At 39.7% G+C, this 22,647-nt stretch carries 16 protein-coding genes; 7 read left to right on the top strand and 9 right to left on the bottom strand.

Annotation, left to right across the window (positions count from 1 at the left end; all coding sequences use genetic code 11):
* Positions 1-8 precede the first annotated feature (8 nt).
* Both pgi and HUU81_RS03250 read left to right on the top strand, forming a co-directional pair.
* A complete protein-coding gene (gene pgi / locus HUU81_RS03255; RefSeq protein WP_199610843.1) occupies positions 9-1,676 on the top strand; it encodes a glucose-6-phosphate isomerase in 1,668 nt (555 codons plus the stop codon).
* A gap of 260 nt (positions 1,677-1,936) precedes the next feature.
* Complete coding sequence (locus tag HUU81_RS03250) at positions 1,937-2,113, top strand: DUF3545 family protein (protein WP_199610842.1); 177 nt, start codon at positions 1,937-1,939, stop codon at positions 2,111-2,113.
* A gap of 90 nt (positions 2,114-2,203) precedes the next feature.
* Here HUU81_RS03250 and ung read toward each other — a convergent pair whose 3' ends face one another.
* Positions 2,204-2,872, bottom strand: coding sequence for a uracil-DNA glycosylase (gene ung, locus HUU81_RS03245; protein ID WP_199611947.1), 669 nt, complete (start codon positions 2,870-2,872; stop codon positions 2,204-2,206).
* Between the two features lie 454 nt (positions 2,873-3,326).
* On the opposite strand from ung, the gene HUU81_RS03240 reads away from it, so the two are divergent.
* Both HUU81_RS03240 and HUU81_RS03235 read left to right on the top strand, forming a co-directional pair.
* Complete coding sequence (locus HUU81_RS03240; protein WP_199610841.1) at positions 3,327-4,493, top strand: glycosyl hydrolase family 28-related protein; 1,167 nt, start codon at positions 3,327-3,329, stop codon at positions 4,491-4,493.
* Positions 4,494-4,495: 2 nt separating this feature from the next.
* Positions 4,496-6,652, top strand: coding sequence for a hypothetical protein (locus HUU81_RS03235; protein WP_199610840.1), 2,157 nt, complete (start codon positions 4,496-4,498; stop codon positions 6,650-6,652).
* 241 nt (positions 6,653-6,893) lie between these two features.
* Here the strand turns inward: HUU81_RS03235 and thrC are convergent, their stop codons facing one another.
* The 3 genes from thrC to thrA all read right to left on the bottom strand — a co-directional run bounded on the left by thrC (position 6,894) and on the right by thrA (position 11,806).
* A complete protein-coding gene (gene thrC / locus HUU81_RS03230; protein WP_199610839.1) occupies positions 6,894-8,246 on the bottom strand; it encodes a threonine synthase in 1,353 nt (450 codons plus the stop codon).
* A gap of 96 nt (positions 8,247-8,342) precedes the next feature.
* Positions 8,343-9,350, bottom strand: coding sequence for a homoserine kinase (gene thrB / locus HUU81_RS03225; RefSeq protein WP_199611946.1), 1,008 nt, complete (start codon positions 9,348-9,350; stop codon positions 8,343-8,345).
* A complete protein-coding gene (thrA, locus tag HUU81_RS03220) occupies positions 9,350-11,806 on the bottom strand; it encodes a bifunctional aspartate kinase/homoserine dehydrogenase I (RefSeq protein ID WP_199610838.1) in 2,457 nt (818 codons plus the stop codon). Before thrA ends, thrB begins: the two co-directional genes overlap by 1 nt.
* Before the next feature lie 416 nt (positions 11,807-12,222).
* Here thrA and HUU81_RS03215 point away from each other — a divergent pair, with 416 nt between their 5' ends.
* Positions 12,223-13,776, top strand: coding sequence for a BCCT family transporter (locus tag HUU81_RS03215; RefSeq protein ID WP_199610837.1), 1,554 nt, complete (start codon positions 12,223-12,225; stop codon positions 13,774-13,776).
* On the top strand, positions 13,769-15,241 hold the full coding sequence (locus HUU81_RS03210; protein ID WP_199610836.1) for a porin family protein: 1,473 nt from the start codon (positions 13,769-13,771) through the stop codon (positions 15,239-15,241). Before HUU81_RS03215 ends, HUU81_RS03210 begins: the two co-directional genes overlap by 8 nt.
* Positions 15,242-15,334: 93 nt before the next feature.
* On the opposite strand, the gene folA is transcribed toward HUU81_RS03210, so the two are convergent.
* The 4 genes from folA to rplU all read right to left on the bottom strand — a co-directional run bounded on the left by folA (position 15,335) and on the right by rplU (position 17,880).
* The gene (gene folA, locus HUU81_RS03205; protein ID WP_233520561.1) at positions 15,335-15,844 is read right to left on the bottom strand and encodes a type 3 dihydrofolate reductase; all 510 of its coding nucleotides are present in this window, start codon (positions 15,842-15,844) and stop codon (positions 15,335-15,337) included.
* Between the two features lie 32 nt (positions 15,845-15,876).
* Complete coding sequence (gene cgtA / locus HUU81_RS03200; protein WP_199610835.1) at positions 15,877-17,028, bottom strand: Obg family GTPase CgtA; 1,152 nt, start codon at positions 17,026-17,028, stop codon at positions 15,877-15,879.
* A gap of 266 nt (positions 17,029-17,294) precedes the next feature.
* Positions 17,295-17,552, bottom strand: a complete 258-nt coding sequence (gene rpmA, locus HUU81_RS03195; RefSeq protein WP_199610834.1) for a 50S ribosomal protein L27 — start codon at positions 17,550-17,552, stop codon at positions 17,295-17,297.
* 16 nt (positions 17,553-17,568) lie between these two features.
* Entirely contained in the window at positions 17,569-17,880 is a 312-nt protein-coding gene (rplU, locus tag HUU81_RS03190; protein WP_199610833.1) for a 50S ribosomal protein L21, read from the bottom strand.
* A 224-nt stretch (positions 17,881-18,104) separates the two neighbouring features.
* Here rplU and ispB point away from each other — a divergent pair, with 224 nt between their 5' ends.
* On the top strand, positions 18,105-19,076 hold the full coding sequence (gene ispB, locus HUU81_RS03185; protein ID WP_199610832.1) for an octaprenyl diphosphate synthase: 972 nt from the start codon (positions 18,105-18,107) through the stop codon (positions 19,074-19,076).
* A 247-nt stretch (positions 19,077-19,323) separates the two neighbouring features.
* Here the strand turns inward: ispB and HUU81_RS03180 are convergent, their stop codons facing one another.
* Positions 19,324-22,623 (bottom strand): WD40/YVTN/BNR-like repeat-containing protein, encoded by a 3,300-nt coding sequence (locus HUU81_RS03180; protein WP_199610831.1) that lies wholly within the window; start codon positions 22,621-22,623, stop codon positions 19,324-19,326.
* Positions 22,624-22,647: the final 24 nt, after the last annotated feature.

The raw sequence follows: 22,647 nt of genomic DNA, 5'->3' as shown, positions 1-22,647 counted from the left end.
TTGAACACATGACTGTAACGGCACACTCCATAACACCTGAATTTAAAGCACAATGGCAAACACTGCAATTGCACTTTGAGCAAGTTAAGTCGCAATCTATGCGTGATTTATTTGCCAACGATGCAAGTAGAAGTGCGCGTTTCAGTCTTGATGTAGATGGTTTTTTTCTTGATTACTCTAAAAATATTATTACTCAAGAAACGTTAGATCACTTATTAAAATTAGCCGAGTTAGCAGGGCTAGATAAAAAGCGAAACGCTTTGCTAACGGGCGAAACGGTTAATATCACTGAGCAGCGTTGTGCCTTACATACGGCATTAAGAGCACCACAATCTGCTTCAATTACCATTGATGGTAAAAATGTTGTACCCGAAATACAGCAAACATTAGCGAAAATGAAGCAGCTGGTAGAGCAGCTTGAAGCAGGGAAGGTATTGGGTTTTACAGGGAAGCCTATTAAGCAAGTATTAAGTTTAGGAATTGGTGGTTCTTACTTAGGGCCTAAAATCATGTCGCAGGCGCTTAAGCATTACCAAAATGAAATGGATGTGCATTTTGTCGCGAATATTGACGGGCACCACATACATCAAGTGTTAGATAAACTTGATCCTGAACAAACCTTAGTGATCACTTCTTCAAAGTCTTTCTCTACCCAAGAAACGTTACAAAATAGTTTGGTTGCAAAGCAATGGTTACGAGACGCTGGTGCTTCCCAAGACGATATTGGCAAACATTTTGTGGCTGTTTCATCAAACATAGATGCTGCTGTTCAATTTGGTATTAAGCAAGAAAACATCTTTCCTATGTGGGACTGGGTTGGTGGACGATATTCAGTGTGGTCTGCCATTGGTCTACCACTAGCTATTGCTATTGGCTTTGAAAACTTTAGCCAAATGCTCGCTGGCGGAAATGCAATGGATGATCATTTCGCTACAGCCCCTTTATCTCAAAACATGCCCGTAATTATGGCGCTCATGGGTGTTTGGTATATTAATTTCTTTGGTGCGCAAAGTCATTTACTACTACCGTACCATCATGACCTACGTGGCTTTCCCGCTTATATTCAGCAGCTAGATATGGAAAGTAACGGTAAAACAGTGCAACAAGATGGCAACGACACTTTTGCCGAAACCGGCCCAATTATATGGGGTGGCGAAGGCACAAATGGACAACATGCGTTTCATCAACTTATGCATCAAGGTAGCCCATTAATTCCGTCTGACTTTATTCTGGCTATTGAACCTACTCATTCCTCTCAAGATTTACATAATGCGTTAGCGTCAAATTGTTTTGCACAAAGCCAAGCGTTAATGATGGGCAAAACGCTCGCAGAAGCTAAATCCGAGTTATCTGAAAAAGGGTTAGACAGCAGCGAGATTGAACGCCTAGCACCACATAAAGTGATGCAGGGCAATAAGCCAAGCAATACCCTATTAATGAATGCCTTAACACCATACAATTTAGGCCGTCTAATCGCATTGTATGAACATAAAGTATTCTGCCAAGGTGTGATTTGGAATATTAATTCGTTTGACCAATGGGGTGTCGAATTAGGTAAGACAATGAGTACTGATATACTTAACACGATTGAAGGTGCTGATAATACAGATACTGCTAATCACCAGTACGACTCATCTACCACACAGCTAATTAAACGCTTTTCTTCGCCTTCATAAACGCTCAGTGATGTGTAGCGCCATTCTTATTGGCGCTATAATCTGGCTTTATTTTCTAATTCTGCTTTTTAGTATTGCGCTAACTGATTATGCTTCAGTCAGCTTTACCTAGCGAAAAACCTGAATTTAGATTATTTATCAGTCACCTTAGGTTCATTTTTCATTCATTCAATTGTAATAAAAGTCTTTTACTTTAAATTTTTCTATGATATAGATATTTGTGCAGTAACTAGACAATTGGTAAACAATTGGAGGCCAATATGGAAATGACTGATGATTTAATGAATATAATTGAACGTCCTTCTGCTAAAACGAAAACTAAAACAAAACGCAAATGGCGAGAAATTGAGGCAATCAAAGACAAATATAAACTAAAACAAGAATTGCTTGATATTGACTGGAATTTATCATTAGCATCAGACGATTTAGAACTCTAACAAAAAAGCCCAACTGAAAAGTTTGGGCTTTTTTGTTTTTAGCGCTAAATCACTGACGCCGTGCGATAACCAAGATTCAAGTATTATTAATTAGAGATTAACTGGCAATCGCCAGTTAATCTCTGCTTTACCTTGATTATGCAAAATTTGATTAGTTTGCGAAAAATGACCGCAACCTAAAAAACCACGATGTGCTGATAACGGTGACGGATGTGGAGCCGCTAATACATGGTGCTTTTGTTTATTAATAAACTTGCCTTTCTTTTGCGCATGCGCGCCCCATAACAGAAACACAACCCCCTCTGCATGTTCGTTTAATGCATCAATAACCTTATCAGTGAAACGTTCCCAACCTAAATGCTTATGCGAGTGCGCCTGTCCCTGCTCTACGGTTAAGACCGTATTTAATAACAACACACCTTGTTCTGCCCAACTTGCTAAGTAACCATGCTGAGGTATTGTAAAGCCACTAATATCACTACTTAGCTCTTTATACATATTCATTAGTGACGGTGGCGGCTTGATACCAGGTAACACTGAAAAACATAAGCCATGGGCTTGATTGGGCCCATGATAAGGATCTTGCCCTAAGATCACGACTTTAACCTGATTAAACTCGGTTAGCTTAAAGGCATTAAACACATCCTTTGCTGCAGGGTAAATCACTTTTCCTGCATTACGCGCTTGCTCTACATAGTCTATGGTTTGCTGAAAATACTCTTCGCTTTTTTCCGCCGCGAGTAGATCCCGCCAAGTTATTTTTCCCACTTATCCTCCAGCGAGCTTATTTCTCTATCTTGAATTTCGCTAGGATAACAAAAAGGCTTTAACTTGTTCATAGTCATTCGGTAATGAATGCGAAAGAATAGCTTCGCTTGCATACTCAACGAGTAAAGCCCCCCACAGCAAGTCAAATAAACTTGAAGACTTCTTTTGGCACATTTTTGTAATTTAATCCCATATTCTACTGATGAGGTATTTCCTAATTGATAATGTCGTCATTTTGATTATAAAACAGTTAACATTTGCCATAACTTACGTATTTCTATCCACCTCTAAGACAATCGTTGCAACATGTTTGCTAATATAGTCCCTAAAACTTTATTACAAACTTTATAAATATTTTCTGTAACCATAGACATCATCAAACAACTCAATTAGCTTACGCGCACCAATCTTTTCAATAAAATATCCAACAATTTAAGGAATAAATATGAAAATATATACACACTGTTTTTTATTAGTCTTTGTGCTTTTACCTGTTTTGCTCAAGGCCCAAGTTCCGAATAATGAACACTTTAACATCAAAGAATATTTAGCTGTTAATGATGAAAAGTCTGCAGATGACGCTATAAATGACGCTATATCATTAAATAAGCGTGTAATTTATCTCAGTACGGGAAATTACACCCTTTCTAACTCCATAACTCCCATCAACACGGTCAAAATTTATGGTGATGGTAGAGATAAAGCGACACTTACAATTGATGGCTGCATAAAAGGGATAGACCTGTCTAGCTTATCAGCCAAAAATGGTATCACTTTAGAGGGATTTACATTAAAAAATATTAATTGTAATTCAACTTGGAGTCCAGAATCATATGACGGCGAGTCAAATACCTCTACTCCAAACTCAGTCGGACTCGATTTATTTAATTTCACTAATGGCTCTCGTATCTCCGATCTTTCAATTAACAATTTCGATGTGGGTATTAATTTACAGAGGTCGTGGTATTCCAGTTTCGAAGATATATATATGAAAAACAACACGGTTGGACTTCGAAGCTTGCAAACTAACGAAAATAGTTACCATCAAGTGAATAACGTAAGCTTCTATAACTTCAACGTTTATGGAGGAGTGCATGCTGTATTTATCAGAATGAACTACGGTGTTCCTGGCTCTCCAGGCGTCGGGATTAATTTCAGAGGTGGAATTATAGAAAACACTAGTCGTACTGCTATCTATTTTGCCAATATAAAGAATTTCGGCTTATTTGACATGTCTTTTATCAATAACAACACCAGTAATTGGTCAGTTACCGCCCCTTACTTATTTAATAGCTCTATAAACTCTAACTCACAACAGCAGGTAATAATTACTGACGTATACAACTTTTATGCTGATAGAGGAAACATTGAAGCACAGCAAATGCATCCAATGATACTTATAGATAATACGTTTCTCAGTGAAGCAATTAGTAGCGGAAATCCTTTTCATATAGCAGCTGGAGAAGGGGTTGCTATTGTTGGTAGTGGTAATGTTTTTCAATCAGATATAACCAATTATGGCGTCACAGAAATAATAGACATACATGATTTACCATGCGCTTCAAAAAGCCCCACTACATGTACTCATACAACACTATTTTTCAAGGAATAAAAATGAGATTTAAATTATCAGTAAACACACCTATTTTAGCCCTAATAAGTATATTGCTATTGGCTCCATCTCTTGCTAACTCAAATACAATACCCGTGAATGTCACTACTCCTAATACAGCTGTGAGAGGTGAAGGCTTCAACATCGATTTTGATGACAGTCAACCCACAGGTACTTCTTATGAATTATGGGAGAATGGCAGCCGTTTAACGGGTAGAACTTCTAGCCCAATCTATCGCGTTATTAACAAAGCAGGAGTGTACACACATAAAATCCGCGCATGCAAATATGGTTGTGGGAATTTTGGGGAAACTAATACAATTAAAATACTCCCCCCAACACCAAAAAACTTAACTGCAAGTATTACTGGAAGAGATTCTATCACCGCTAAATGGAGCAGTACCAGTTATGATGATAGTTACTATATTTCTATAAAATTTGGAAGTAATAGATGGAAAGAGTTTGGTCCATACTCTTCAACAGAAGTGACATGGAGTGGGCTCAATAGTGGACTAAGAGGGTATAGAATAAAGTCTTGTAATAATAATGTATGTTCTCCTTATTCTTCAAGAATTTTACTTAACTTAGATACAACTCCCCCCACTCCTGTAAGTATTAATTCGCCGAGCACTTCAGTTAGGGGGCAAAGTTTCGCCTTAACATTTGACAATAATCAGCCAAATGGGACCTCATACCAACTTTGGGAAAATGGGAGTTATTTAACAAGCAACACGTCTGGCACTATTAATCGTACTATTACGACCCCTGGCGTATACAACTACAAAATACGTGCATGTCGTTATGGGTGTGGTGATTTTGGCAATGAAATAACAATAATAGTAAAGCCAGACATTCCTACTAACCTAGTTATTAAAAATATCGAAGGTTACGATGCAACTCTTAGCTGGAATAGTACTGGAGAAGATGATAGTTATTTTATCGATACGAGAGACGAAGCAAATACTTTAACAACTTACGGGCCGTTTATAAAATCTACCGCCACAATTACCGTACTCACAGGCGGCTTATATAAATTTAAAGTAAGGGCATTCAATAACAACGTATCATCAACGGCTTCTACTGAAATAAGTGCTGAAATAAATAACTCTGAGTTTATTAATGTACTGGATTATTATGATGTTAATAAAGGATATGACTCCATGCTTACAAATGCACTTGAAAAAAGTCATAAACTATACTTTCCCTCAGGCGTTAATTATGTTTTCAACCAGCCAATATCTAACTCTAAGGATGGGAAGTTACATTTAGTAGGTGACGGGATGTACAATACAGTATTGAGATTTAATAGTATTGTTGGTTTAGATTTAAGTGATACTACTATAGTCAAAAATGACGTGTTAGTTAAAGATCTCCAAATAAGAACAAATTTCATGGATAAAAGTCAATATAACGAGGAGAGTATTGGAATTAAAATTTATAACGCTACTTCTAATGTAAGCTTTAAAAACATTGCATTAATTGCGTTTGGTAAAGGCTTAGATATCAAAAGATTAGATCAAACTTCTTTTGATAATATACTAATTAAAGCTTCAGAGTTCGGAGTATATGCCAACATTACTCTAAGTCAAAATAAGTTAGGCTTACTGCACTTTAAGCGGTTAAATATCGAGCAAAGCCGCTTTGCTCAGAGCGAATATGGAGATCATGCAATCAAACTAACCAGTTCAAACAATACGCCAGTTGGAAGCAGTTTGATATTAGAAAATTCGGTCATTGAGAATACTGGTGGTGTAGCGATTTGGGCTGGTAACATCACAAATGTTACACTGGATAATGTTCACTTTGAAAAAAATATGCATGAAGATGTCGAGCTTCTCACTGAAAACCTTGCGGTCCAACCTATCAGTTTATATATGGCTAACTCTCTTACTGGCTCTACGTTAAATCTAAGAAATGTATACTCAGCAACAAAAGACAAGTCTAATTGTCGTTCTGTAGTTTACACAAATGAGAATGTGTCAATTAATGCCCGCGGTGTGAGAATTGCTAACTACAATAAAGATGCTGACAGCGAACTACCAAAAATATTACATAGTGTTTTCTCCGCTGAGACATTAAATGGTCACACTAAAGGTTTAGTTACTACTGATGTGAAAGATACTGTTATATGGAGTATTCCTAGTACCCAATGTAATTAATGAATAAAGGGCTATCAAATCTCTTTGTTAGCCCTAATTATTAGCTCATAACTATTAATAAATTATTGTTGTAAAATATTTTACTTAAGTTTAAAAGACACCTTGTAATGATCAACTCATATCGTTCACTAATTTGTATTCAAACAAGTATCTTTTCTCTAATTCAGTGAGTGCCAAACCTACATTTGTAATTGTGCAGCCTAACAAAGCTGTAATATGTAATAAGCAATAATGTAATTTGTCATTTCTGCCTGTAGCGACATAACAAAAAGGCTTTAACTTGTTCATAGTCATTCGGTAATGAATGCGAAAGAATAGCTTCGCTTGCACACTCAACGAGCGCCTCAGGCAACGGGATCATTTCGCCTAGAATATTTTCTACACTGTCTTTAAATTTGGCTGGATGCGCAGTGCCTAAAAAGATCCCTACTTCATCATCTACTAACGCGTGTTTTAATGCTTTATAGGCAATTGCCGCATGTGGTTCAGACAAATAACCTTGTTGATAAAGTTGTTTCATTGCTAACTGCGTTAACTGTTCATCAATGGCGACAGCTGTTAGTGACTCTCTTGCAATAATACCGCGTTCGAACATCGCCTCTATTCTTGGCCAGTTGTTAGGCTCACTTACATCCATTGCATTAGATAACGTTGCTTTAGTCTGATTAGGTGACCATTGCTGTGAGGCTAAATAACGCGGTACTGTGTCGTTTTCATTTGTTGCAGCAATAAACCGTTTAATTGGTAACCCTAACGCTTTGGCAATCAAGCCAGCCGTTAAGTTACCAAAGTTACCGCTAGGAACCGAAATAACAGCTTCTGCTTGCTGCTCTGCTGGCAATTGCGCTATTGCTTCAAAGTAATAACAAACTTGTGCTAACAACCTTGCTATATTGATTGAGTTTGCCGAATTGAGGTTCAATTGCGACATAACCTCATCATCTTGAAATGCTTGTTTCACCATACTTTGACAATCATCAAAATCGCCTTCAATCGCAAGTGTTTTGATATTGTCGCCCAATGTGCAAAAGAGCTTTTCTTGCAATAGGCTAATTTTTCCTTTGGGATATAAAATAACCACTTCAACATCATCTACACCATGAAAAGCATGGGCAACTGCAGCACCCGTATCTCCTGATGTTGCCGTTAAAATCGTTAATTTTTGCCCAGAACAATCAGTACCATCTCGAGCGTCGTTTTCAGTATCATTTTGCAATTCTGAGCCTTTTACCAAAGCGTTATATCGCCCTAAACATTGCGCCATAAAGCGTGCGCCAAAGTCTTTAAATGCTAATGTTGGTCCATGAAAGAGCTCTAAGCAGTATGTATTCTCATTCACTTGATTGAGCGGAGCTGCAAATGTGAAGGCTGCCTCAACAATGCTTTTCATCGTTTCAGCGGGGATCTCATTACCTATCAAATGCGTTAAAATATGACTGCTTCTAGTTACAAAGTCTTCTTTTAGCAAGGCTGGAATATTCTCAATAGGTGCTATATTGCTAGGAAAAAATAACCCCTGCTCTTTTCCTAACCCTAATGTAATGGCGTCTAAAAATGTGACGTCTTGTTTTACTTTTAAATTTTCCAATTTCATATGTCTTAAATCCTTCCCCATCATCTTTTGCTATATTTTTTACGCTTAAGAATGACCACCGAATACGTAGTAACCGATGACATAGCAAAGTTGATATTAAATAGTTATTTCACGAGCGCCAATGTCGTCAATCTGGCAAATATGCGCAAAGCCTGTGTCATGTTGTATGTAATGTTCTTCTAAACACTGCTTAGCAGCGGTTGCTTGCGCTAAACTATGCGCCACGGCAAATATTGTTGGGCCCGAGCCTGAAATACCTACCGTTTTAACGCCTAAATATGACAGTTGTGCTTTTGCTTGCTCGAAGTTGGGTAATAAATGTTGACGATGAGGCTCTGCAATCACATCGTTGAGCATGGCCTCAGCTAAGTGGCTATCTTTGTTATGAACTGCATCAACAAATACCGCTAAATTTTTGGCGAAAGTAATGGCGGTAGATAACTCTACGGTTTTAGGCAATACCTCGCGCGCGGCGGCCGTTGACACAGACGCGCCCGAATAAGCTACAACCCAGTACCAGTTATCAATAATAGGCAAGGTGGAGGTTAATTTATTGGGTTGCTCTACCATTAATTGCATACCGCCTAAATAACTAGGTGCCACATTATCATAATGGATAGAGCCGCTGATCTTGCCTTCGAATTCTCCCATCATCAGAAGCAGCTGATCATCAGAAAATGCATGACCAAATAGCTGATTCAAAGCAGATAAACACGCCACTATTGAACTTGCACTTGAACCAAGCCCACTGCCAATAGGCAAGCGTTTTTCTAGCGTTAAGTGCACGCCACGCTTGTTTTCATATGGGTTATCATGTGAGTTTTCACTTGAACTTGTGTTTGCTCTTTTATGATTAATTCCATCGTCATCAAGTTGCACTAAAAAGTACGCTGCACATTGATAAACAATATTTTGCTGTGCGTCGTCAGGCAGTTTATGAGCAAATCGTCCTGTTGTTGTCACAGTAATGCCACTATCTATGAGAGAGGCGGTCACTACGTCACCAAGCGGCTCGCCATCAATTGGCTTAATGGCAGCGCCTAATAAATCAAATCCTACACTAACATTACCAATGGAAGCTGGCGCAAATACTGACACCATGATTACATCTCCTGTTGCCATGAAAGTGTACGCATAATATCTCCAAATACGCCCGCAGCGGTGACTTCTGCACCTGCACCATAACCTCTAAGCACAAATGGGATGGGTTGGTAGTAATGACTGTGAATTGCGAGTGCATTCTCACCATTTTTAACACTAAATAATGGGTTGTTTGCATCTACCGCTTCAATAGCAACACGACATTGACCATCCTCAATAACCCCTACATAACGTAACACTTTGTGCGACTGTTCTGCTAACGCGACTTTGTCACGGTAGTAATTATTTAACTGCGGTAGTTTATCCATAAACTGCTCTATTGAACCATCTGCATCAAATCCCTCAGGCAAAACAGACTCTACATCAATATCATGTAACTCAAGTTGCAGCCCAGCTTCGCGAGCCATAATCAGCAGCTTTCTTGCTACGTCCATTCCACTTAAATCGTCGCGTGGATCTGGCTCAGTATAGCCGTTTTCACGTGCTACTTTTGTGGCCTCAGCAAGCGACATACCTTCATCTAATTTACCAAAAATATAGGATAATGAGCCTGATAAAATCCCTTCAAAGCGCAGCATTTCATCGCCCGCATTAAATAACCCTTGCAGGGTATCTATTACTGGTAAACCCGCACCTACGTTGGTTTCATATAAAAAGCGGCGGCGGTTTTGTTGTGCTGTTTCTCTAATTTGATTGTAATAAGTAACGGATCCAGTATTGGCTTTTTTATTCGGCGTTACCACATGAAACCCTGCCGCCAAAAAGTCTGCATATTGCACCGCAATATGTTCACTTGACGTGCAGTCGACTAGCACAGGGTTTACCAAATGATTTTCTTCCACAAAACGTGACACATTCACTAATGAAAAGCTAGAGTCAGCTTCTGATAACTGCCTTTCCCAATTGTCTAACGCTATTCCATCGGGTGACAGTAACAAGCGTTTACTGTTCGCAATGCCAAATACGTTTAATTTAATATTTCGATCGGCTAGTAGTGTTTGCTGGCGCTGAATTTGCGCTAACAGCGCTTTACCTACTGTGCCACAGCCTACTAAAAATACATCAATGCTAAGTGCATGAGTAAAAAAGTTTTCATGACATACTTTTAACGCTTCTTCGCACAATGGCGCTTTAATTACAGCTGAAATAGAGCGCTCTGTAGAGTCTTGCGCAATCGCAACCACATTCACTCTGGCTTGCGCTAACGAAGCAAAAAATTTTGCTGCAATGCCACGCTGCTTTTTCATGCCATCACCAACCAAAGACACAATAGATAAGTTCTTTTTAAATTCGATGGGATGCAGCAGTTTGTTTTGTAATTCAAGATCAAATTCTTGTTGCAGCGCGCGTGATGCACGCTCTAGTGCATTAGAGTGCGTACAAAAGCTAATACTAAATTCGCAAGACGATTGGGTAATTAAAATAACCGAAATATTATTTCTAGCCATGGTAGAAAAGACTCTGCCCGCCATGCCAACCACACCTTTCATGCCCGGGCCTGACAATGTAAGCATAGTAAGCTGATCTAAGCTAGAAATCGCTTTAACTGCATCACCCGATTTATCCGCATCATCTATTAGCGTACCCGGCGCTTCAGGATTGAGGGTGTTTTTAATTACGCAAGGAATTTTATATTGTGCTAACGGACCAATTGTTTTGGGATGCAGTACTTTAGCACCAAAATAAGACAGCTCCATTGCTTCGCTGTAAGACAAACGATCAACCAGCATTGCGCTATTAACTAAACGAGGATCCGCGCTATAAACGCCATCAACATCAGTCCAAATCTCACACACTTCAGCATCAACACATGCCGCAGCTACAGCAGCTGAGTAGTCTGATCCGTTGCGTCCTAATGTGGTTAACTCACCACGCTCGTTAGCTGCTGTAAATCCTGCCAATAAATAGACTTGTGCTGGCTTTTTAGCTATTTGCTCAGCAAAAAGCGTTTTACTTGTTGTAATGTTTGCAGAACTGTTTAAGTAGTTTTCCGAACTACGAATACATTGCATTGCATCCAAACTCGTTGCAGCAATAGCGTCGCTTTTCAGTACTTCCTCCATCAAAGCAATACTTAATTTCTCGCCTTGACAAATAATCTGAGCTTTAACGTGATCTGGACAAAAATTTAGAAGCTTAATGCCCTCAAGCAAAGAGAGTAATTTTTCAGATGTTGTTATTAATTGTGCTTTAAGTTTATTTTTTTGTAGCTCGGATAAACATTCGAAAGATTCAACTAACCCAGTTAGCCGCTGCTCTTGTTTTGCGACAGACTCTTTGAAATCGTAACCTAAAAATGCAAGTTCAGACATTTCAACTAGCTCGTTGGTCACCCCCTGTGGTGCCGACAAAACCACCATAATTTTTGCGGCATCTGAGCGTTGTTTTATTAATTGTGCTACAGCAGATATACGTTCTGCATTAGCAAGCGATGAACCACCAAATTTTAATACTTGCATTGTTTAATCCCATAAACGAAAAAACCCGTGACTTGTGAGGTCACGGGTTTTATTAATCTTTCGACAATAGTCCAGCGGCCTCCTACCCTCCCGGGTTGGTGGTTACGGTCATTGTCATCATAATTGAAGAAAAACGGTTAATTTTTATCATAGTAAAATTACAATCGCACAAAAAAGTAAAAACTGTCAACTAAAAAATCGCTCGTAAAAGAAAAAAGTGAGTAAATACTCTAATTTTAAAAAGTTGAATTATCAGCTTACTTAACCATACTTAACAGCAAATTGGCGAAATAAATCAACCAATACATATATTTCGCCTTGCGACACAACCATTCAATACACACATAACGCACAGCCGCTTTCCACAAGCTGCGTAGCATCTCGCACATTAACGATAGAGAAAAGGAGAAGCATTTTTGACTATCAAACAGCTTGTCGATCGCCACTTGAAAGTACACCCGATTGTATTTTTTACTTCCGTTGCTCTTATTTTTATTTTTGTTTTGGGCACATTGCTAAACCTTGAAAAAGCAACCGATTTGTTTAATGCAACCAAAGAGGGAATAACTAGCTACTTTGGCTGGTTTCTAATTTTGTCGGTTCAGTTATTACTCATTTTTGCTATTTACATTTCCATGAGCCGTTATCGCCACGTTCGACTTGGTGGCGCAGAGGCGAAACCTGCTTACTCATTCCTTAGCTGGCTTGCCATGCTGTTCAGTGCAGGTATGGGGATTGGCCTCATGTTTTGGGCAGTAGCCGAACCTATTTTCCACTATGGTAATCCGCCCAGAGGTGAAGGGGGAACAATGCAGGCAGCCTCTCAAGCCATGGATATTACCTTTTTACACTGGGGGCTTCACGCGTGGGCAATTTACGCCGTAATTGGGTTAACACTCGCTTATTTCACCTTTAATCGTGGCATGCCATTATCGATTCGCTCAGCTTTCTATCCCATTTTAGGCGAGAAAATTCATGGTTTTTGGGGAAACCTTGTGGATACTCTTGCCGTGGTAGCAACACTTTTTGGGGTAGCCACTTCATTAGGCTTAGGCGTTGATCAAGTTAATGCTGGCTTGCATCATTTATTTGGCTTAACCCAATCTGTATGGATGAAAGTTCTATTGATTGCCATTATTACTGCCTTTGCCACTATTTCGGTAGTTAGCGGGCTTGATAAAGGGATTAAACGACTTAGCCAATTGAATTTAATTGCAGCCGCGTTATTACTATTGTTTGTGATTTCTCTTGGTCCAACACTGTTTATTTTAAAAAGCTTTGTACAAAGCACTGGACATTATTTACAGAACTTATTTGAGTTATCTAGTTGGGCTGAAGCTTATCAACCAGAAGCCAACTGGCAAGGCAGTTGGACCGTATTTTACTGGGCTTGGTGGATTGGCTGGTCGCCTTTTGTGGGGGTATTTATTGCGCGTATTTCAAAAGGCCGCACTATTAAAGAGTTTGTATTAGGTGTGTTATTAGTGCCATCGCTCATGACATTTCTATGGATGAGTGGCTTTGGTGGTAATGCAATTTACTCAGCAGTATTTGGTAATGCTAGTATTGTTGAAGCCGTGAATAATGATTATGCCATGAGCTTATTTGTCATGCTTGAACAACTTCCTTGGTCAATGATCACCAGTTTAATCGCCATGTTTCTGGTGGTCATTTTCTTTGTTACTTCCTCTGATTCAGGCTCATTAGTTATTGATATGCTAAGTTCTGGCGGCCATTTAAACCCGCCTGTTGCCCAGCGCGTGTTTTGGGCGGTAACCGAAGGCATAGTAGCGGCAGTATTAATGCTTGGAGGTGGACTAGTCGCATTGCAGGCCGCTGCAATATCTACCGGCCTTCCCTTTACCATAGTGCTACTTATGATGGCCTATTGTTTGTATAAAGCATTGCAAGAGGACTATGTCACTCAGCATATTTACCCTCGTGTTGATAAGGAGTCTCCCCATGTTTAAATTCAATATACTTGGTATTAATCGACACTTGTTGGCATTAGGTAGCTTGACCATAATGTCAAACATGGTGCTCAGTACAAACCTGTCTGCACAAGAGTTAACGGTAACTCAAACGGCCAATAATGCAGTTTCTCGCTCAACAACCGACGCTGAGCTAGTGCAAGAAATAAAACTATTGAAGCAACGATTAGCCGCACTAGAACAAAAAATGAAACAGCGAGCTGAAGCACCAACCTCTGATAATCTTAATAGCGAACAGCCTGTTGTCGTGAAATCAAATCAAACTGCGCCAAATACAAATGTTGAGGCGCGACTTGAACAAATCGAACAACAACTTGAAATAGAGTCTGACAACCACGAAACGTGGCCAATAAAAATACATGGTGCAGTACGGTTTCAATATGTATATGAAGACTATAATCCGGACAATGAAAACCGCACAGGTGACTTCGACTTTGACATTTTTAGATTAAATTTTGATGGTGAGATAGGTGATGTCATTCTATCAGCAGAGTATCGATGGTATCAGTATCAAGAAGCCGTCAAACATGCCTATTTTGGCTACAACTTTGATGAATATTGGCAAGCACAAGTAGGTGTGATTGCTGTACCTTTTGGTAACTTACCTTACAATTCTCACAGTTATTTTTTTAATTCAACATTTTATGTCGGGTTAGAAGATGAACACGATAGTGGCATTAAAGTGCGTTATCGAAGTGATACTTGGGATTTAGATGCTGCCTTTTTGAAGTCAGATGAACAAGGCGGTATCGATGGTTTCGTAAGTGACAGAACTGCACGTTACAGCTACGACACTGTGGGTATTAGGCTAGCAGGAGAAGGGATTTACGATGAACCTGTACTCGCTATTGGAGAAAGTAATAGCTGGGCGTTACGTGGAGCGCACACATGGTCTTGGTCGACTGATGAAACACTTGAGCTAGGACTGTCTGCTCAAGGGGGGAACTTATACTCTGGCAGCATTGAACCTGCTAATGCTATGGCGCAATTCGCTAATCAAAATTTAGGCAATCGACTGGCATTGGCAGCACACGGTGTTTACGATCATGGCCCGTGGAACGTTCAGGTGCAACTGGCCGACTATGATTATGATTTAAAAGTTGATCATCAAGGTGTGGTCATGGCTGCCTATTCGTTTTATGACACTATTCCAAGTGAAGCACGTATATATACCGCCAATGTAGCTTACACCCTTCCTGTTTCGGCTGGCCCCTTAACAAGCCTAACCTTTTATAATGATCACAGTGTGATTACAGATAAACGTGATTTAAATAATGATACTTGGATGAATGTACTTGGTGTTGCTGTGGCGGCTGGAAATGGTTTTTATACGTACTTTGACTTTGTGAGAGCAAAAAATCAGCCCTTTATTGGTGGCAGTATCGCGGATGATAATGGTGAAGTAAATAATCGCTTTAATATTAATTTTGGCTATTATTTTTAACCTTCAACCATGCGTTAAAAACCTTAAACACAGCCTTCAAGCTAAAAAAATAAAGCCTTGGTATTACCAAGGCTTTATCCATAATTCATATTGCTAGAGTGCAACTTCTCTTTTTTCTAACTTTTTAAATACGTAATTGTGTGCATTTTTTTCATCTGAGTGATGTGCTTCAGAAAACGTTTCATCCCACACACCAAATTCATTATGATCAGGAAAAAATGTATCGCCATCCGTATCTAGGTCAATGTAGGTAAGGTATAAATTATCTGCGTGTGGTAGCGCTTGTTTATAGATTGCACCACCACCGATAATCATCACTTCATCATGACTTTTGTTAGAGCGACAATAAGTCAGCGCAGCTTCAATACTAGGAAAAACACTCGCACCATCTACTTTGTAATCTTCATTACGCGAAATGATGATATTTTCCCTTCCGGGTAATGGCCTACCAATTGATTCATAGGTATTTCTGCCCATTAAAATAGGCTTACCCATCGTTACATTTTTGAAAAATTTCAAATCTGCTGGTAAGTGCCACGGCATTTGATTATCTTTACCAATCACTCGGTTATTTGCCATCGCTGCAATCATCGATATTTTCATATTATTTAATAACCTACTCTGCTTATCGTTGATTACTCGTGATAAATAACTTCAACATCATAGTCGTCATCATCCCAATCATCATCGTCATCATCATGATCTTCAATGGCTGATTTATGATAATTATCCCACTTAAACTCAACTTCTTCAGTGGCATCATGCTTCGTTTCTTCAGGCGGTAATGACTCAATAAAGTCCATGATCTGGCTACACAGCTCTGCGGTATTAATTTTATCAAACGCAGACATTGCATACGTTGGGCCATCCCAATCTAGCGCTTTCTTAACGTCTTCAATGACTTCTTCTAACTCTTCATCAAGGATCAGGTCAATTTTGTTAAACAATAACCATCTTGGTTTTTCAGCAAGCTTAGGACTGTATTTTTCCAATTCACCTACAATTGCTACTGCATTATCAGCCGGGTTAGAACCATCAGCTGGTAACACATCAATAATATGCATTAATAAGCGGCAACGCTCTAAGTGCTTAAGGAATTGAATACCTAAACCAGCACCTTCTGCTGCACCTTCAATTAATCCCGGAATATCTGCAATAACAAAGGCTTTATGACCACTTGCTTTTACCACGCCTAAATTAGGCACTAAGGTAGTAAACGGATAATCTGCAACTTTTGGTTTTGCTGCTGATACAGAGCGAATAAATGTTGATTTACCAGCATTTGGTAATCCTAATAGGCCAACATCAGCAAGTAGCATCAACTCTAATTTTAAGTTGCGAATTTCACCCGGCGTGCCATTAGTTTTCTGTCTAGGCGCACGGTTTACACTACTTTTAAAACGAGCATTACCAAGCCCGTGGAAACCACCGCGAGCCACTAGTAATTTCTGATTGTGCTTAGTCAAGTCACCGATCACTTCGCCAGTATCTTCGTCTGTTGCACGTGTACCAATTGGCACTTTAATGAAAAGATCTTCACCGCCTTTACCAGTACAGTTAGCACCTTGACCGTTCTGGCCACGCTCAGCACGGTGAAATTTTTCAAACTGATAATCGATAAGCGTATTTAGGTTCTCGTCCGCTTGCAGATAAACACTGCCTCCATCACCGCCATCACCACCATCAGGACCACCTTTAGGGATGTATTTCTCTCGACGAAAGCCAATGACACCGTTACCACCATCACCCGCTTCAACGCGAATGATCGCTTCATCTACAAATTTCATTTAAAATTAGTCTCCGCAAACAGACAAAGTTCAAAAAGTATAGCAAGCCATAGAAACAAAACGACTCACAAAATAGGAATAAAAGAATTATACCAATTGGCTTGATTAACTGAGCTATTTTGGCTTAGCTCTAGTTGATCAAATAATCATGCTAATTGATATTATAGCAATAGAGACGCAATAACTGTCTATTACTTTAAATGATTATACTGAAGGCAATAAAAAACCCCGCATCATGCGGGGTTTTTTTTAAATTTTAACGTTTATTATTCACTAACAATGTTAATGAATTTACGGTTTTTAGGACCACCTACAGAAAACTGAACTTTACCGTCAGTTAATGCAAATAAAGTGTGATCTTTACCAATACCTACGTTTGCGCCAGCGTGGAAACGTGTACCACGTTGACGAACTAAGATATTACCCGCTAATACTGATTCACCACCGAAGCGCTTAACACCTAAGCGTTTACTTTCTGAATCACGACCGTTACGAGTACTACCTGCTGCTTTTTTATGTGCCATTTTTCAGAACTCCTAATTAAGCGCTAATGCCAGTGATTTTAACTTCAGTGAACCACTGACGGTGACCCATTTGCTTACGTGAATGCTTACGACGACGGAACTTAACGACTTTGATTTTGTCGCCACGACCGTGTGTAACAACTTCAGCTGTCACTTTACCACCAGCTACAAAAGGTGCGCCAATTTTAATATCTTCACCGTCTGCAACCATTAATACATTATCAAACTCTAGTGCTACACCAGTTTCAGCATCTAATTTTTCTAGACGAATCGTTTGACCTTCAGTCACACGGTGTTGTTTGCCACCACTTTGGAAAACCGCGTACATAATAACTCCGATATTTATACACCCTCAAATCGGTGTATCTTCAATTTCTACGATAGGGCGCGAATTCTACGCGAATATTTTTTGTGAGGCAAGTCTAAATTAGAAGAAATTTATATTTTTTGTACAGTTTTTAAAGTACCAAATAAATCAATTTAGGAAGTGCCTAATTTGGTGTAGAATTCTGGAAAATTGCCTCTTTATAAACGATTTAATAAGTGAGTCCTATGGATCTTGAGCAGATTCGCCAGTTAACAAAACCTGATATGAACGGCGTAAATAAGTTAATTTTTGATCAACTAAATTCCGATGTAGCCCTCATTAATCAGCTTGGTATGTACATTGTAAACAGCGGCGGAAAACGTATTCGCCCTCTCCTTACCGTACTTGCTGCTCAAGCCATTAATTACCAAGGTCAGGATCATATCAAATTAGCCGCCATCATTGAATTTATTCATACTGCAACGTTATTGCATGATGATGTGGTTGATGAGTCCATGCTGCGTCGCGGCAAAGACACAGCTAATGCATTATTTGGTAATCAAGCCAGTGTGCTAGTTGGTGATTTTTTATACACACGCTCATTTCAAATGATGGTGGAATTAAATCGAATGCCAGTTATGCAAGTGCTTGCAAATGCAACCAATGTAATTGCTGAAGGTGAAGTGTTACAGCTCATGAATTGTAATGATCCCGACACTACAGAAGACAGCTACATGCAGGTTATTTACTGCAAAACTGCAAAATTATTTGAAGCCGCAACAGGCTTAACGGCGGTCATTGCAGATTTACCTGAAGAAGTTAGTCTCGCTTTATCCGCATTTGGCAAGCATTTAGGCACTGCATTTCAATTAATTGATGATGTATTAGACTACACCGCAGATGTTGACGAGTTAGGTAAAAACATCGGTGATGATCTTGCAGAAGGTAAGCCTACACTACCACTTTTATATGCTATGCAACATGGTACTGAACAGCAACGCACTTTAATTCGTGATGCCATTGAACATGCAAATGGTATGGAGCATTTAGATGAGATTTTAACTGCTTTACAGCAAACCGGAGCATTGGCTTATACTCAACAGAAAGCAGAGCAAGAAGCCGATAAAGCGATTGCAGCGTTAGCCATTATTCCTGATAGTGAGCATAAAGAAGCACTAGTTGCACTCGCCCATTTAGCAGTAAACAGAACTAGTTAATAGTTTAAATCAACGCCCTAGTGTTACGTCTAATTAGCCGTATCTGGTTACTCACAGCAGATTGTTTACAATAGGTTGTTTACAGTAGATTGTTCAGATGAGGTTGCAGTACCTAATGCCACTGTGTAGTTGTGTCGCAGCCTAACAGTGCTAAAGCATGTTGAACATTACGATATCCGCTTTATTCAACATGCTTTCATCTAAATAGGGCTTAACGCCCTAAATTTTCTGTACTTTTCACTTTCAACTAGTTCAACGTTATTGGCTGTGTGGTTGAAAGCAAACCTAGCTCTGTCGCTTGGTACTGCTGCTTAAAAGCAGCAACATCGTTAGTTAAGAACTGATTTACCTGCTTAACCCCTTGTTCTAAACTCTTACGCCCTATCGCCAAATACTTTTGTGCTGTAGCAGATGGTTTGCCATATTTGCCACCAATATACCACCCTGCATGGCCTAGCTTACTGGTTACTTTGTAAGAATCGTCTACTATTCCTTTCACATCACTTTGCGAACGTAATTGCTTGTCTAACTCTTCAATACGCTTAATAAGTGTGTCAGCTTGCTCTACAAGCTTTTCTAGCTGTGTGTTTGTTTGATTGGTAGCGTTAGTCTTTGTTTCAGATCCGTGCTTTGCATTATCCAGTGCTCTTTGTGCCATTTCCTTAATAAGCTCAATATCTCTTTGGCTATCTGTTAACGCATGCGTGACATCGCTAACAACGTTATACATAGCTACGATGTCTTGCTGAGACTTAAAGCTTGCAAGCAGATCTGCCTGCGTCACAGTAAAGCGTGGATCTTGCTTAACCTCGGCTTTCGCTTCAATTTGATGCTCATTCAGCGTTACTTTTAGCGTATAAGTTCCAGGCACAATTTCTGGTCCACCAGGCAAGATATCCTTATCATCTTTAGGTTCATTACCTGCCATTGGTTTTGCACCATCACTTTCAAGTCCCCATACAATGCGGTTAATCCCTTGCTTTAGCACAGTTTTAAATGTTCTAACGCGCATGCCATTACTATCAAACACTTCTACTTTAGCTTTGTCAGTTAAATCGCTCTTTTCTTTATCAGTTGCGGCGTCCTGCTTAACTGATTGTTTTGCTTTTAGCGTTCTTTGTTTAATTTGATGCGCTTTATTTAATTTAGGATCTGGATGCGCCAAATGATCGCCCGACGCCATTACCGTTAACTGCACACCATACGCTTCGTTTTCACCTACGTATGCTGCGTCTCCCCAAAACCGAGAAGACGGTGCTCGGCTTTCAACATATTGCTGGCCGTCCATAACTGATAATAATGCCAATGGTTTATTAAATGCTTTTTCATCTAAATTGCGCAGCGCGCTATAGTCATCTAATACAAAAATTGAGCGACCGTGTGTACCTAACACCAAATCATTTTCACGTTGCTGGATTGCCATATCCATAACAGATACGGTAGGCACACCTTGATCCCATTTAAACCACTCTTCGCCACCTGTTGTAGTCACATATAAGCCCAACTCAGTGCCTAAAAATAAAAGGTCTGGATCAATATGATCTTGCTGTACTGACAACGCATACCCACGAAGATCCTTAGTTGCTAAGTTTGTAAAATTCGCTCCATATTTTTCAGCTTTAAAAATATACGGCTTCATATCACCGCTACGGTGCTTATCAAATACAATATAAGCACTATCTGCGTTGTGCAATGATGGCGCAATATGCGGCACAAACGCATTCTTTGGCAGCGTTGTGTCGTTCCCTTCTACACTTGACCAAGATTTACCACCATCTTTAGTAACATGCACTCGGCCATCGTCAGTACCAACCCAAATAACGCCTTGTTTGATTGGACTTGGAGCAATAGTAATGATTGCAGTGTAATTTTCAGCTGCTGTAACATCTGGCGTTAAACCGCCTGAGTCTTTATAACGTTGCCATTCTTTATTATTGGTCGACAAGTCTTCAGATATTACTTGCCATGTTTCACCTCTATCAGTCGATTTATGAACGAACTGGCTGCCATAGTAAATCGTGTTTGCGTCAAACGGATCTTGAGCTAAGCCTGCATTCCAATTAAATCTAAGCTCAACATCATCGCTAGGCGGACTTGGCATAATCAGTTTTTCTTCACCCGTAGTTAAATCCCACTGCCCCAAAAAGCCACCTTGTGATTGGCTATAGCCTTTTGTTACATCGTCAGGAAACGGCATAGAGTCAAACCCATCGCCAAAACCGATTTCTTGCCAGTGTAAATTTCTGATCCCGCCTGAATGCCATACTTCAGCTGGACCACGCCATGAACCATTGTCTTGCAGCCCACCATAAATATTATATGGATGTGCGTCATCCACACGTATGTGGTAGAACTGTGAAATCGGTAAGTTTTGTACGAAGCGCCAGCTATCACCTTTATCCTGTGTAAGTGCTAAACCACCATCGTTTCCCAAAATAATATGTTTAGAGTTGTTAGGATTGATCCACAGTGAATGGCTATCTATATGTATTGTGTTCCCAGTGTCACAACAATCAATTTGCGTTAACTTGCTAAAGTTTTTACCGCCATCAATTGAGCGTGTGATAAACGTTGCGATATTATAAATGGTATCGGGATCATTCGGATCGACTTCGATCTCTGAATAGTAAAACGGCCTATCCGCAATCTTGGTGGTTTCATTAACGGTATACCAACTGTCGCCACCGTCATCTGAACGAATTAACGCACTTTTCTCTGCTTCAACTAATGCATACACAGTGTTTGGCTGACTCTCGGCTATATCTAATGTAATGCGACCTAGCTCACCTTCAGGCAATCCGTCATCTTGTGTTTTTTGCTCCCATGTTTCACCACCGTCATTGGAAATATACAGTCCGGAACCTTCGCCACCAGATTCAAAACGATAAGGCCAGCGGCGAAACTGCCACATAGATGCATATAGTTTATTTGGATTAGTAGGGTCCATCTTAATGTCAGATGCCCCTGTTTTATTATCAACAAAAAGAATTTTTTGCCATGTATTACCGCCATCAACAGTTTTATAAATGCCTCTATCGTTATTTTCTGACCACAAAGTGCCTAAGGCTGCTGCATATGCAATGTTGGGATTAGTTGGGTGTAAGGCTATGCGGTTGATGCGCTCAGTACCTTTCAACCCCATATTTTTCCACGTTTTACCTGCATCAATTGATTTATATATACCGCCACCTATTGATGTAGAATTTCTTACGTTACCTTCACCAGTTCCCACCCATATAATACTTGGATTTTGCTGATTGATTGCTAACACACCAATTGACGCATAATCTTGCTCATCAAATATCGGCTGCCAAGTTAATCCCGCATTTTCTGACTTCCAAATGCCACCTGATGCAGCCGCTGCATAGATAATATTAGGATCGCTGATCACGGCTTCTACATCAGAAATTCGACCACTGGTTGCAGCGGGTCCAATATTTCTCGCTTTCATCCCCGCGAGTAAGCTCGTGTCAATAGACGCGAATGAGGCATGGCTTAGTGCCATCGCACTACATATTAATGATAACGATATGGTTTTTTTAAACATAAAGCTTAGCACCTATATTTTTAT

The organism is Flocculibacter collagenilyticus, assembly GCF_016469335.1.
Lineage (GTDB): Bacteria > Pseudomonadota > Gammaproteobacteria > Enterobacterales > Alteromonadaceae > Flocculibacter > Flocculibacter collagenilyticus.
This window is presented reverse-complemented; position numbering and strand designations above follow the sequence as displayed.

Bases quoted from the DNA above. Each gene is read 5' to 3' on its own strand.
- pgi (WP_199610843.1), top strand. From the start codon at position 9: ATGACTGTAACGGCACACTCCATAACACCTGAATTTAAAGCACAATGG.
- HUU81_RS03250 (WP_199610842.1), top strand. From the start codon at position 1,937: ATGGAAATGACTGATGATTTAATGAATATAATTGAACGTCCTTCTGCT.
- HUU81_RS03240 (WP_199610841.1), top strand. From the start codon at position 3,327: ATGAAAATATATACACACTGTTTTTTATTAGTCTTTGTGCTTTTACCT.
- HUU81_RS03235 (WP_199610840.1), top strand. From the start codon at position 4,496: ATGAGATTTAAATTATCAGTAAACACACCTATTTTAGCCCTAATAAGT.
- thrC (WP_199610839.1), bottom strand. From the start codon at position 8,246: ATGAAATTGGAAAATTTAAAAGTAAAACAAGACGTCACATTTTTAGAC.
- thrA (WP_199610838.1), bottom strand. From the start codon at position 11,806: ATGCAAGTATTAAAATTTGGTGGTTCATCGCTTGCTAATGCAGAACGT.
- HUU81_RS03210 (WP_199610836.1), top strand. From the start codon at position 13,769: ATGTTTAAATTCAATATACTTGGTATTAATCGACACTTGTTGGCATTA.
- folA (WP_233520561.1), bottom strand. From the start codon at position 15,844: ATGAAAATATCGATGATTGCAGCGATGGCAAATAACCGAGTGATTGGT.
- cgtA (WP_199610835.1), bottom strand. From the start codon at position 17,028: ATGAAATTTGTAGATGAAGCGATCATTCGCGTTGAAGCGGGTGATGGT.
- rpmA (WP_199610834.1), bottom strand. From the start codon at position 17,552: ATGGCACATAAAAAAGCAGCAGGTAGTACTCGTAACGGTCGTGATTCA.
- rplU (WP_199610833.1), bottom strand. From the start codon at position 17,880: ATGTACGCGGTTTTCCAAAGTGGTGGCAAACAACACCGTGTGACTGAA.
- ispB (WP_199610832.1), top strand. From the start codon at position 18,105: ATGGATCTTGAGCAGATTCGCCAGTTAACAAAACCTGATATGAACGGC.
- HUU81_RS03180 (WP_199610831.1), bottom strand. From the start codon at position 22,623: ATGTTTAAAAAAACCATATCGTTATCATTAATATGTAGTGCGATGGCA.